Below are 12021 nucleotides of genomic sequence, written 5' to 3' on the forward strand. Positions count from 1 at the left end.
CCGATGACGCGCCCGGTGCTCTCCACGTATCGCCTACAGATGCGTGGGGACTGTTGCACATTCGACGACGCCGTGAATCTGCTCGACTATCTCGACGAGCTCGGCGTATCGCATGTGTACCTGTCGCCCATCCTGACCGCCGCCGACGGTTCCACCCACGGCTATGACGTCACGGACCCCACGACGGTCTCGGCCGCGCTCGGCGGGCCGGACGGACTGCGCCGACTCTCCGAGGCCGCGCACAAGAGGAACATCGGCCTGATCGTCGACATCGTGCCCAACCACGTCGGCGTCGCCGATGCGCGGCAGAACCGCTGGTGGTGGGACCTGCTCACCCATGGTCGGGAGTCGGCCTACTGCTCCTTCTTTGATATCGACTGGAACCTCGACAACGGCCGAATCGTGCTGCCCATCCTGGGTTCCGACGACGATGTCGCCGATCTCGCCGTGGACGGCGACGTCCTGCGGTTGGGCGATCTGACCTTGCCGATCGCCCCGGGAACGGGTTCGGGCACCGGGGAACAGGTGCATGACCGCCAGCACTACCGGTTGATCGGATGGCGACACGGCGTGTGCGGATATCGCCGGTTCTTCTCGATCACCTCACTGGCAGCGCTCCGCCAGGAAGACCGGGCCGTGTTCGACGCGACCCACGTCGAGGTCAAACGCTGGTTCGACGAAGGACTGGTCGACGGCCTGCGCATCGACCATCCCGACGGTTTGACCGATCCGGCCGGATATCTCACGTGGTTGCGTGATCTGGTAGGCCCGTCCGCGTGGATCGTCGCCGAGAAAATCCTGGCGACCGACGAAGCCCTGGATCCCGCACTGCCGATCGCGGGCACCACGGGATACGACGCCCTCCGTGAAATCGGTGGCCTGCTCGTCGATCCCAGCGGAGCACCCGCGCTGACGGAGCTGTGCGCCGACCTCGATCCCGGGTCCGAACAGCAGCTCAAGACGACTGCGGTCACCAACACCCTGCGGAGCGAACTGAATCGGCTGTGCCGGCTTCATCTCGGGTAAGACCGCCGACGACGACCCTGCGCTCGCGCAGGCCATCGCCACGCTCGTCGGCCGCATCGGCGTGTACCGGTCCGACTATCCGGCACTGTCGGCCGTCCTTCCGGTCGCACTCGCGGAAACCGGCTCGGCGGCACCGGAACTCGCCGAGTCACTGACCGCCATCGCGGTCGAACTGTCGACGAGCGCCGAAGCGTCGGCACGGTTCAACCAATTGTGCGGCGCAGCGACCGCGAAAGCGATCGAAGATTGCCTGTTCTACCGGGATGCCCGGTTGGTGTCGCTCAACGAGGTTGGCGGTGAGCTCGAACGATTCGGCGTCACCGCAGCCGAGTTCCATCAGCGGGCCGCCACCCGCGCGGCCATGTGGCCGACCGCGATGACGACGCTGACCACTCACGACACCAAGCGCGGTGAGGACGTCCGCGCCCGCATCGGCGTGCTGTCCCAGGTCCCGACGCTGTGGTCGGAGTTGATCGACCAGTGGACCGCGCTCGCTCCCCCGCCGGATGCCGCGACCGCGTTGTTCTTGTGGCAGAACATCTTCGGGGTGTGGCCGGCCGATGGCAAGGTCACCACCGAGCTGCGTGCCAGGCTGCACTCCTACGCCGAGAAGGCGATGCGCGAAGCTGCCACCGAAACGTCATGGCACGACCCCGATTCGGCATTCGAGGACGAGATTCACCGCTGGCTGGACTCGGTGCTCGACGGACCGGTCGCCGCCGGGTTGACCGAACTCGTCGCCCAACTCGACGAGCACGCGCGCAGTGACAGCCTGGCGCAGAAGCTCATCCAACTGACCGCTCCGGGCATCCCGGATGTCTACCAGGGCACCGAACTGGCCGAGGACAGTCTTGTCGACCCGGACAATCGTCGTCCGGTCGACTACGCCGCCCGCCGTATCGCACTGCAGGAGTTCACCGATCCCAAGATCCGGGTGACCAGCGCCGCGCTGCGGCTCCGCCGCGAACGGCCCGACATCTTCCGCTCCGCCGGGTACACGCCGTTGCAGGCCGCCGGTACGGCAGCGCCGCATCTGGTGTCCTACCAGCGCGGCGCCGACGTCGTCGTGGCTGTCAGCCGGTGGACCGTCGGATTGGCCGAAACCGGCTGGGGCGACACGGGTTTGACTCTTCCTGACGGAGATTGGCTGGACCGCCTCAGCGGGCAACGGTGGACGGGAACGGTACTCGCGGCCGACCTGTTCGCGAACCTGCCGGTCGCACTGCTGGAGCGCGAACCATGACCGAATTCGCCGTGTGGGCGCCGAACCCGCGCAACGTCCGGCTCGACGTCGACGGCACCGTGTACGAAATGACCCGGTCGGACGACGGGTGGTGGCGCGCCGAGGTGGCCTGCCGCGACGACGCCCGGTACGGATTCGTCCTCGACGACGATCCGAAGGTGCTGCCCGACCCGCGCTCACCACGCCAGCCCGACGGCGTTCATGAACGCTCCCAACTGTGGCAGCCCGCTCCGGCCGCCTGGACCGACACGGGGTGGACGGGTAAGTCCATCGCGGGTGCGGTGATCTACGAACTGCACACCGGCACGTTCACTCCGGCGGGCACGTTCGACTCCGCGATCGAAAAGCTGGACTACCTGGTGGATCTGGGCGTCGACTTCGTCGAGTTGATGCCCGTCAACGCCTTCAGCGGAACGCACGGCTGGGGCTACGACGGGGTGCTGTGGTACGCGGTGCACGAACCGTACGGCGGCCCGGACGGACTCGTCAGGTTGATCGACGCGTGCCATGCCCGCGGACTCGGCGTCCTCATCGACGCGGTGTTCAACCATCTGGGCCCCTCGGGCAACTACCTGCCGCGATTCGGCCCCTACTTCTCCGCCGGTGAGAATCCGTGGGGAAGCTCGATCAACCTGTCCGATGCCGACGCCGACGAGGTACGCACCTACATCATCGAGTGCGCGTTGCGCTGGATGCGCGACTTCCACGCCGACGGACTGCGATTGGACGCCGTGCATGCCCTGATGGACAACACCGCGATCCACATCCTCGAAGAACTGTCCGCCGAAACCGACACGCTCGCCGAGCAACTCGGCAGGCCCCTGTCCCTGATCGCGGAGAGCGATCTCAACGATCCCCGCCTGATCACGCCGCGCGACCGCGGCGGATACGGCTTGACCGCGCAGTGGGACGACGACATCCACCACGCCATCCACACCGCGGTATCGGGTGAACGGCAAGGTTATTACGCCGATTTCGGCTCACTGCAGACGTTGGCGACCACGCTCAAGAACGGCTACTTCCACGCCGGGACGTATTCGTCGTTCCGGCACCGCAGACACGGGCGCCCACTCGACACCACCACCATCCCGGCCACCCGGCTGCTTGCCTACACCCTCACCCACGACCAAGTGGGCAACCGCGCGGTCGGCGACCGCCCGTCCCAGCGACTGACCTTCGGCCAGCTCGCCGTCAAAGCCGCGTTGGCACTCGGATCGCCTTACACCGCCATGCTTTTCATGGGCGAGGAGTGGGGTTCGTCGTCGCCGTTCCAGTTCTTCAGCTCCCACCCCGAACCGGAGCTGGCCCGCGCGACCGCCGAGGGCCGCAAGGCCGAGTTCGCCGAACACGGCTGGGATGCCGACGAGATACCCGACCCGCAGGATCCGGCGACATTCCAACGGTCCAAGCTGAACTGGGACGAGGTCGGCGAGGGCGAGCACGGCAGGTTGCACACCATCTACCGCCGCCTGATCGCCCTTCGCAAGACCGAGCCCGATCTGGCCGACCCGTGGCTCGATCACATGCGGATCGAGTTCGACGAGGCACAGCGCTGGATCGTCATGCAGCGCGGCGCCCTGTCGATCGCGTGCAACCTCGGCGCCGAGGCCGTCAAGATCCCGGTCACCGGCGAGGTGGTGCTGGCGTGGGACGAACCCGGTACGGAATCGGGGATGACGGTACTCGGCGGGCACAGTTTCGCGATTCTGCGAACGGTCAACCCGTTGTCGACCGACTGAGCGGGACCTGACCTCAGGTGAGATAGCGGTACGTCGGCGAACCCGGCTCGAGCAGCTCGACGTGGATGTCCGACGCCTCCATGCGCGCGAGCAGACCTTCCAGATCGGCCGCCGAGCTCAATTCGATGCCGCACAGCGCCTCGCCCGTCTCCCGGTTGTTGCGCTTGACGTACTCGAACAGCGTGACGTCGTCGCCGGGCCCGAGGATCTCGTCGAGGAAGCGACGCAGCGCCCCAGGCTCCTGAGGGAAATCGACGAGGAAATAGTGCTTGAGGCCCAGATGAACCAGTGAGCGCTCCAGCACCTCGTTGTAGCGGGTCACGTCGTTGTTGCCGCCGGAGATCAGGCACACGACCGTCGATCCGGGTTCGATGTCGGCCTCCAACAACGCGGCGACCGACAGCGCACCCGCGGGCTCGGCGATGATGCCCTCGTTCTGGTACAGGTCGAGCATGGCGGTGCAGACCGCGCCCTCGTCGACGGTGGTGATCGACACCATGTTTCCGGCCGCGGCGAGAGCGGCGTACGGCAGAGCACCGGCGCGCGCGACGGCCGCGCCGTCCACGAACTGATCGACATGCTCCAGCGTCACCGGCTCACCGGCCGAGAGTGCGGCGATCATCGACGCGGCCCCGGCGGGTTCCACGCCGAGCACCGCGGTGCCCGTCGTGCGCTCGGCCAGGTAGGTCGTCATACCGGCGATGCAGCCGCCGCCACCGACCGGCACGATCACCAGGTCGGGCTCGCCGTCGAGTTGGTCGAGCAGCTCTGCGGCGATGGTGCCCTGGCCGGCCATCGTGCGCACATCGTCATACGGCGGAACCAGCGTCGCGCCGGTTCGCGCGACGTCGTCGAGTGCGGCGGCCGCGGCCAGGTCATAAGTCGATCCGACGGCGATGAGCTCGATGAACTCGCGACCGTGATAGCGGATGCGGTCGCGCTTCTGCTTCGGGGTCTTGGCGGGCACATACACCCGGCCGTGGGTCTTCATCGATCGGCAGGCCATCGCGAAGCCCTGCGCGTGATTGCCTGCCGATGAACACACCACGCCTGCGGCGAGTTCATCGGCCGACAGCTGCGCCATCAGGTTGAACGCCCCGCGCACCTTGTACGAGCGCACGGCCTGCAAGTCTTCGCGCTTGAGATACACGGTCGCGCCGGTGGCCTCCGACAACCGCTCGCTGATCTGCAGGGGGCTGCGGGTAACCACACCCGAAATTCGCTGAGCAGCCTCGTCGATGTCAGCCGCGGTCAGCGGCGCCACTCGGGAGTCTTTGCTCAGTTCGGCAGTCACCGATCAATAGTGCCACTGGCCAGCGATTTCACTTAATCGGGGTCAGGACAAACACCGGAATCTGGCGCTCGGTCTTCGTTTGGTAATCGGCGTAGTCGGGAAAAGCCGCCACCGCGCGCTCCCACCACACGGCCTTCTCGTCGCCGAAGACCTCGCGGGCCTCGTAGTCGCCGACGGCGGCACCGTCCTGCAGTTCTACGTGCGGGTTCTTCTTGACGTTGTAGTACCAGACCGGGTTCTTCGGTGCGCCACCCAGCGAGGCCACGACCGCGTACTCGCCGTCGTGCTCGACCCGCATGAGCGGCGTCTTGCGGATCTTGCCGGTCTTGGCGCCGACGGTGGTCAGCAGGATCACCGGCCTGCCCTGCAATTCGGTGCCCTGGGTGCCGCCGGAAGCCATGTAGGTCTCCGCGTTCTCCCTGGCCCAATCCGACGTACTCGGCTCATATTCTCCGGTCAGAGGCATGACGCCAGCCTAGGCTCACAACTTGAAGTGATGATCCTCATTCAGGGTTTCGGCTGGCCGAAATCATTCTTGCGAGCTATCGTTGTACACATGACCGCAGCCGGGAACTTTCGCAGCGCCACCTCCCGGGCCGACCGTGAGATCTCCATCGCCGGGGTGCCCTGGCCTGCCTACAAGGTCATCGCCCTCGCCGTCGGCGCCATCGTTTTGCTTCTCGTGGGTCTCGCGACCTTGAGCGCCGCGCCCGCGGTCCTGTCGGGCGCCGCGGCCGCCACCGTGGTGTGGCTGGCCCTCGGCACCTTCTCGTCGTCGGACCGCTAACTTTCGAGCAGGCCGCGCAGCGTCTCCAGGTCAGCGGCCACCGCTGCGGCGTCCGCGTCGAATTCCTCGTCGGACATCCCTGGTCGCTGCCGCACTGTGAACACCACCTCGCACCGCGCCTCCCCGACACCGGCAGGTAACACCCGCATCGGGTTGTAGACCGTTTCGCCCGACGGCAATCGCACGACATGGTCGAGCACGCCATGAGCGTTGGGCGGTGTGAATTCGACGCTCACCTCCCCCATCGGGGAATCGGCGACCCATCCGTCCGCCGTGAGGCGTAGGCCGCCTTGGGCGAGCCCGGCCGCCCACCGCGTCATCTGGTGCGGATCGGCGGCGAACGCGTAAACCGCATCGGGTGAGGCTTCGATCCACACGCTGATGTGTCGGCTCCGCATGTGTACAGGGTAGGCCAGCCCGGCGCTCCCTCATCCTCTCCGGAGTAGGTGGATCGTGTAATCCCAAGGGGCTGAACAGATTAGGCGCACCGTTCAGTCGACGATGAGGTGTAGGTTCTGACCTATGGGACTTACAACCGCGCACTTGTCACCAGTCGAGCAGACGGCATTTCTCACGGTCTATGCCCGCGCACTCGACAGCCAGTGGGCGCGGCCGATCCTCGGCGATACGCTCGCCGCCGACGTCGTCGGTCAGATCGACTACGACTTCGCGGGCCTCGGAGTCCAGACCAGCGTGGTGTGCCAAACCGCGCTCCGCGCAAAGATGCTCGACGACCGGGTGCGCGCATTCGTCGTCGAACACCCGGACGCGGTTGTGGTTGACCTCGGTGGCGGGCTCGACAGCGGTCTGTATCGCGTATCACCGCCGGACACGGTCGACTGGTACAACGTCGATCTCCCCGGGATCACCGCGTTACGCGAGCAGGTTCTTCCGCCGCATGCGCATTCGCATTGCATAGCCGCGTCGCTCGCCGACAACCGGTGGCCGGCCGGCATCCCGGCCGACCGCCCCACCATGGTGGTGGCCGACGGCCTGTTCGCGTTTCTCAGCGAGCCGGTCATCGTGAGCGTCCTGCGGACCGTCACAGACCACTTCGCTTCTGGTGAACTGGCGTTCAACGACTACGGACGCATCGGCTGGGTGAGCCGTGCGGCCATCAAGCTGTATCCGCAGAAGATGTTCAAGGACGTCGGAAGCCAGTGGGGCTATCCGGGATTCAAGGACGCACACCACCCGGAGACCTGGAACCCGAGACTGAGCCTGATCGAGGAGGCGAGCCTCACCCGCGCTCCCGAAGTCGACCGGTTCCCGGGTTGGCTACGCGTGGCCACCAGGCTCAGCGCGAGAAGCAAAACGGCGGCCCGCAAGGCGCGAATTCTGTGTTACCGGTTCTGATCTGGCCGAGTGAGCTCAGCAATCTGCGTCGATTGTCAGCCCGGCGAGCACCTCATCGAGCGCCTTCTGGGTGACGGCGTCAAGTGGCCGGGCGGGCAGCCGTACCCTTTCCGAGGCGATGATCCCCCGCCGCACCAGAACGTGCTTGTGCACCGACCAGGCCTGACCAGGGCGCACGCCTAACCGAATCAGTGGCTGCAGCCGGTCGAACGCGGCACGAGCCTCGGCGCGCCTGCCCGCCGAGAAAGCGTCGAGCACGGCACGCAGATGGTCGGAGAACTCGCAGGCCGGCATGGTGCCGACCGCACCGTTGTCGTACTCCTCGATCAGGTCCTGAGCGTTCTGACCGCCGAGGACCGCGAAGTCCGTCGCCGTAGCCGCGACGATGGCGGCGATCTTCACCGGAGTGGGAGGGGCTTCCACCTTGACCGACGCTATTCCCGGAACCGCGGCGAGCTTGACGATCTGCGCGACATCGATGTTGACCCCCGTCACACCGGGGGCATCCTGCACCATGACGGGAACGCCCGCGGTGGCCGCCACTTCGGTGAAGAACTCCCACACCTGCTCCTGCGACGGCTTGGCCAGGTACGGCGGAAGCACCATCAGATGGTCGGCACCCCCTGCGACGGCCTCTTCGGCCATCTCGAGTGCCGTGACGGTGCTGGTGGCGTTCACCCCGGCGACGAGCGGAAGTTCACTTCCGGCGACCGCACGGACTTCACGCAGGATCGCGGCACGCTCGGCACGTGTGAGGGCGAATCCTTCGCTGGCCATCCCGAAGACCGCGAGACCATCCACGCCGCAGCGCATCTGAAACTCGATGAGCGACCTCAGCGACGCCAGATCGAGCTGTCCGTCCGGGTCGAACGGTGTTGCCAGAATAGGGACGAGACCGGTGGGGGCGAGCCGGGATGTGTGCACTGCTCAGTTCTCCTTTGCGAGATGGGCTACCAGGTCGACATCGACGTCGATGCCCAAGCCGGGGTCGGTGGGTACCGCGAACCCGGTCGGGCCGGCATCTATCGGCGTGCGCAGGATCCGCTGCGCGACGGGCACGGTGTCCGGCTGAAATTCGAAGTACGGGCAGTCGGGCGTGGCTGCGCTGACATGTATTCCGGCCGCGAGCGCGATACCCAACCCGACCGAGTGGTGGTATGCGAGCGGGACGTGGAATGCCGATGCGAGCTCGGCGATCGCGACGGCTTCCGTGATTCCGGTACGTGCGACGTCAGGCTGTGCGATGCGCAGCGCACGGCGAGTAAGCCAGTCGGCGAACTCGTAGCGATGGCGCATGGACTCACCGACTGCGATCGGCGTCGTGATCCGCTCAGCCAGCTCGCGGTGTCCGGCAACGTCTTCCGGGGCCAGCGGCGCCTCGAGGAACACCGCTCCCCGCGAGTCGAGTTCGCGGCCGAGGGTGACCGCTTCGCCGATCCGGTACGCCCAGTGTGCGTCCACGGCGATACGCAGGCCGGGGGCCGCCGCCGCGACCGCGTCGAAGGTCGCGAGGTCGGCCCCCACCCCCTTGCCCAGTGCGAGCTTGACCATCCGCGCGCCGGCTTGCTCCCAACGGGCTGCGAGCGCGGCCCGGCCCTCGTCCGTCGGTTCAGGTAGGCCGGAGATGTATGCGGGCACCCGCTCGCGGTGCGCCCCGCCCAACAACTGGCTGACCGAGAGCCCGGTGGCCTTGCCGTGCAGGTCCCACAGCGCGATGTCGACCGCCGCAAGCGCGTCGGCCTGGTGCCCGCCGAGGTGACCCCGTTCGCGCATCAGGTTGCGCAAGCGCTCCCAGATCGGGCGGACCTGCCGTGGGTCCTGGCCGACCAGTTGTGGTGCGATCAACCGGTCGACGACCGCGGCCGGGATCTCTGGGCCGACGGGCGCCAGTGCCTCCCCCCAGCCGACCTGCCCATCGTCCGCTCGCACCGCGACGAGCATGGTCTCGAACCGGCCGGAATACAGGCTTCGCCATGGTTTGCGCACCACGTAGCCCTCCTCGGCGGTGAGCTCCGCGCCGTCGTCCATGGCGCCCAGGTAGGCCCGCTCACCTCGCTGTTTCAACACGTAGGTGGTCACTTCGGCAATGCGCACCGGCAACTCCGTTCCATCTCATTGACGGCCATCATCCTTGCAAGAGGCTTGCATATGATGCAACTCACTGCCACTATTTGGCGCATGGCAGTGGAGAAAAGTGGAAACCAGAGCGTCGAACGAGCAGCAGCGGTGCTCCGACTGTTCACCGGAAGAAGCCCCGCCCTCCGGGTCTCGGATGTTGCCTCCGCGCTGGACCTCGGGCTCTCGACGGCATCGCGACTGCTGGCGACGCTGGAAACGGTGGAGCTGGTCAAGCGCGATCCGGTCAGCCAGCTCTACGAGCTGGGCCCGGCGGTGATTGCGATGGCCGGGGTTGCGCTCAACAATGAGCCGGTCTACCGGCAGTCCAGGGCCGTCACGCAGCGACTTGCCTGGGAGCTGGGCCTCGGCGCCAATGTCGCGGTCCGCCGCGGCGACTCGCTCTTCTATCTGCAGAACGTGGAAGGGCCGCTTGCGCACAAGTCCTATTCGCTTCTGGGGCAACGCAATCCGTTGTACGCGACGGCAATGGGCAAGTGCCTGATACTTGAGCTTTCCCGCGCCTACCGGGTTGAGCTACTCGGCGCCGGGCCACTGGCGGCCTACACCAGCCGCACGATCACTGATCACGATGCGCTCGACGACGATCTACGGCGTTGTGCCACACGCGGTTACGCGACCGAAGTCGAGGAGCTGGCGCTGGGCCGCGCCTGTATCGCCGCCCCTGTCCGAGACCACACCGGCGAAATCGTCGCGGCGCTTTCGGTGTCGGGCGCCCTGTCCGCCATCAGCTTGTCCGAGCGCGAGGCGGCCCTCGGCGCAATCGTCATCGAGGCCGCTGACTCCGTGAGCGCGAGTCTCGGCTACTTGGGCCACACCCCGACTGTCCCCTCACATCCATGACAACGAACGACGGAGTTCACATGCCAGCCCCGACCGACCTCAACGCCGACGCCGCACCGGCGACAACTCCCTCCCGGCGGGTACTGATCGCCGGCACGATCGGCAACTTCGTCGAGTGGTTCGACATCGGTATCTACGGAACTTTGTCATCTGTCATCGCCGCCAACTTCTTCGCGAAGGGCGACCCGACCTCGGCCATCCTGTCGACCTTCGCCATCTTTGCCGTCGGGTTCGCGATCCGGCCGCTCGGCGCCCTCTACTTCGGTCCGCTCGCAGACCGCATCGGCCGCAACCGCGTCCTCGCGATCACCGTCATCGTGACCTCCGTCGCCACGTTCGCGATCGGCGTGCTGCCGACCTACGCGAGCATCGGTGCGCTGGCACCGATGCTGCTCATCGTGGCGCGTCTGGTACAGGGATTCGCCGCGGGTGGTGAAACGTCCAGCTCGGTAGGCCTGCTCTTCGAGTACGCGCCCCGAAACCGGCGCGGCTTCTACACGAGCTTCGGGGCGAGCATCGGATTCGTCGCATTCGTGGCGGGGGCCGGCCTGGCACTGATTCTGACCCTGTTCTTCGGCGACGAACAGTTGACCGAGTTCGCCTGGCGTATTCCGTTCTTGATCGCCCTTCCGCTCGGGATCGCCGGGCTTTATCTCCGGATGAGACTCGATGACACACCGGAGTTCATCCGGCTCGAAGAATCCGGCGAGGTCGCCGCGTCACCGCTGAAGGAGACGTTTCGAACCGGCCGCAAGGCGATGCTGATCCTCGGTGGGGTGATTGTCCTCAAAGGCGTCGCACACTGGGTGTTGCAGACGTACATGGTCAGCCACCTCAGCCGCACTCTTCACTTCAGCGCGGCCGAGTCGTTCACAGCGTCGACGATCTGTATGGCGGTGGTGGCCTTGTGCATTCCGGTGGCAGGGCTGCTGTCGGACCGGGTCGGCCGCAAGCCGGTGATGATCCTCGGCGCTGCCGGTCTGATCGCCTTGGCCTGGCCCGCACTCGTCCTGATGACCCTCGGAAACGCCGTGCTGGCGGTGCTCGCGATGGTGGTCCTCGGACTGCCGCTCGCCGCGTACGACGGCGCGGTCAACGCCAGCATGGCTGAGCTCTTCCCGTCGCGCATCCGCACCGGTGCGATCGCGATCCCGTACAATATCGTGGTCAGCCTGCTCGGCGGTACTGCGCCCTACATCGCAGCCTGGCTCACGGCGGTGTCGGGCTACACGCCCGCGCCGGCCTTCTATTTGATGCTCGCCGCAGCCATCACCCTTGTGACGGTAATCGTCTGGGTCAAGGAGACCACCGGGCCGAACGCACAAGTCGACGTGGTGGCGTGACGCTGCGTTGCTGCCATTACCCGCGGGGTAATCGACGGCGGAACGGACTCGAGTGATCGTCAAAGCGTGACGTTGCGCATCGGAGTCATGCTGCCCAGCCGCGAAACTGCCATGACCGGGCGGCACGACGCCGCAGGACTCGTGGAATTCGCTCGTACCGCAGAGGATTACGGTTTCGACTCGGTCTGGACCGGCGACTCCCTGCTCGCCCGCACCCGGGTCTAACCGCTGTCACTGCTCGCTGCTGTCAGTGC

General features: G+C 66.5%; 11 protein-coding genes and 1 pseudogene. 7 read left to right on the forward strand and 5 right to left on the reverse strand.

All coding sequences use genetic code 11. From position 1 onward, the window contains the following. The first annotated feature begins 3 nt into the window (after positions 1 to 3). Positions 4 to 2269 (forward strand): annotated as a pseudogene (treY, locus tag ACOI2T_RS18710) (malto-oligosyltrehalose synthase). Beyond that, entirely contained in the window at positions 2266 to 4008 is a 1743-nt protein-coding gene (gene treZ / locus ACOI2T_RS18715; protein WP_409504835.1) for a malto-oligosyltrehalose trehalohydrolase, read from the forward strand. The pseudogene treY and the gene treZ overlap by 4 nt, the downstream one beginning before the upstream one ends. A 13-nt stretch (positions 4009 to 4021) precedes the next feature. Here the strand turns inward: treZ and ilvA are convergent, their stop codons facing one another. Continuing rightward, a complete protein-coding gene (gene ilvA, locus ACOI2T_RS18720; protein ID WP_067845439.1) occupies positions 4022 to 5302 on the reverse strand; it encodes a threonine ammonia-lyase IlvA in 1281 nt (426 codons plus the stop codon). A gap of 28 nt (positions 5303 to 5330) precedes the next feature. After that, positions 5331 to 5768 carry a nitroreductase family deazaflavin-dependent oxidoreductase gene (locus tag ACOI2T_RS18725; protein WP_409504834.1) on the reverse strand — a complete coding sequence of 146 codons (438 nt, stop codon included), beginning with the start codon at positions 5766 to 5768 and terminating at the stop codon, positions 5331 to 5333. A 90-nt stretch (positions 5769 to 5858) separates the two neighbouring features. On the opposite strand from ACOI2T_RS18725, the gene ACOI2T_RS18730 reads away from it, so the two are divergent. Continuing rightward, positions 5859 to 6089, forward strand: coding sequence for a hypothetical protein (locus tag ACOI2T_RS18730; protein ID WP_409504833.1), 231 nt, complete (start codon positions 5859 to 5861; stop codon positions 6087 to 6089). Here ACOI2T_RS18730 and ACOI2T_RS18735 read toward each other — a convergent pair. Continuing rightward, positions 6086 to 6487, reverse strand: a complete 402-nt coding sequence (locus tag ACOI2T_RS18735) for an SRPBCC family protein (protein ID WP_409504832.1) — start codon at positions 6485 to 6487, stop codon at positions 6086 to 6088. The genes ACOI2T_RS18730 and ACOI2T_RS18735 overlap by 4 nt on opposite strands. 124 nt (positions 6488 to 6611) lie before the next feature. Here ACOI2T_RS18735 and ACOI2T_RS18740 point away from each other — a divergent pair, with 124 nt between their 5' ends. Next, positions 6612 to 7445, forward strand: a complete 834-nt coding sequence (locus tag ACOI2T_RS18740) for a class I SAM-dependent methyltransferase (RefSeq protein ID WP_409504831.1) — start codon at positions 6612 to 6614, stop codon at positions 7443 to 7445. A 15-nt stretch (positions 7446 to 7460) separates the two neighbouring features. On the opposite strand, the gene ACOI2T_RS18745 is transcribed toward ACOI2T_RS18740, so the two are convergent. After that, positions 7461 to 8369 (reverse strand): dihydrodipicolinate synthase family protein, encoded by a 909-nt coding sequence (locus ACOI2T_RS18745; RefSeq protein ID WP_409504830.1) that lies wholly within the window; start codon positions 8367 to 8369, stop codon positions 7461 to 7463. Positions 8370 to 8372: 3 nt separating this feature from the next. Continuing rightward, entirely contained in the window at positions 8373 to 9539 is a 1167-nt protein-coding gene (locus tag ACOI2T_RS18750; RefSeq protein ID WP_421874025.1) for a mandelate racemase/muconate lactonizing enzyme family protein, read from the reverse strand. An 84-nt stretch (positions 9540 to 9623) separates the two neighbouring features. Between ACOI2T_RS18750 and ACOI2T_RS18755 the strand changes: the two genes are divergently transcribed. The 3 genes from ACOI2T_RS18755 (at position 9624) to ACOI2T_RS18765 (ending at position 11992) form a co-directional block, all read left to right on the forward strand. Beyond that, positions 9624 to 10424, forward strand: a complete 801-nt coding sequence (locus ACOI2T_RS18755; protein WP_409504828.1) for an IclR family transcriptional regulator — start codon at positions 9624 to 9626, stop codon at positions 10422 to 10424. Between the two features lie 20 nt (positions 10425 to 10444). Then, positions 10445 to 11767 carry an MFS transporter gene (locus tag ACOI2T_RS18760; protein ID WP_409504827.1) on the forward strand — a complete coding sequence of 441 codons (1323 nt, stop codon included), beginning with the start codon at positions 10445 to 10447 and terminating at the stop codon, positions 11765 to 11767. A 66-nt stretch (positions 11768 to 11833) separates the two neighbouring features. Continuing rightward, entirely contained in the window at positions 11834 to 11992 is a 159-nt protein-coding gene (locus ACOI2T_RS18765; protein WP_409504826.1) for an LLM class flavin-dependent oxidoreductase, read from the forward strand. The last annotated feature ends 29 nt before the right edge of the window (positions 11993 to 12021 follow it).

The sequence above is a fragment of the Mycolicibacterium wolinskyi str. Jessa 2025 genome (assembly GCF_049241375.1).
Classification (GTDB): Bacteria; Actinomycetota; Actinomycetes; order Mycobacteriales; family Mycobacteriaceae; genus Mycobacterium; species Mycobacterium wolinskyi.

Excerpts from the sequence above, each read along its gene's own strand:
- treZ (WP_409504835.1), top strand. The coding sequence starts at position 2,266 with ATGACCGAATTCGCCGTGTGGGCGCCGAACCCGCGCAACGTCCGGCTC.
- ACOI2T_RS18725 (WP_409504834.1), bottom strand. The coding sequence starts at position 5,768 with ATGCCTCTGACCGGAGAATATGAGCCGAGTACGTCGGATTGGGCCAGG.
- ACOI2T_RS18730 (WP_409504833.1), top strand. The coding sequence starts at position 5,859 with ATGACCGCAGCCGGGAACTTTCGCAGCGCCACCTCCCGGGCCGACCGT.
- ACOI2T_RS18735 (WP_409504832.1), bottom strand. The coding sequence starts at position 6,487 with ATGCGGAGCCGACACATCAGCGTGTGGATCGAAGCCTCACCCGATGCG.
- ACOI2T_RS18740 (WP_409504831.1), top strand. The coding sequence starts at position 6,612 with ATGGGACTTACAACCGCGCACTTGTCACCAGTCGAGCAGACGGCATTT.
- ACOI2T_RS18755 (WP_409504828.1), top strand. The coding sequence starts at position 9,624 with ATGGCAGTGGAGAAAAGTGGAAACCAGAGCGTCGAACGAGCAGCAGCG.
- ACOI2T_RS18760 (WP_409504827.1), top strand. The coding sequence starts at position 10,445 with ATGCCAGCCCCGACCGACCTCAACGCCGACGCCGCACCGGCGACAACT.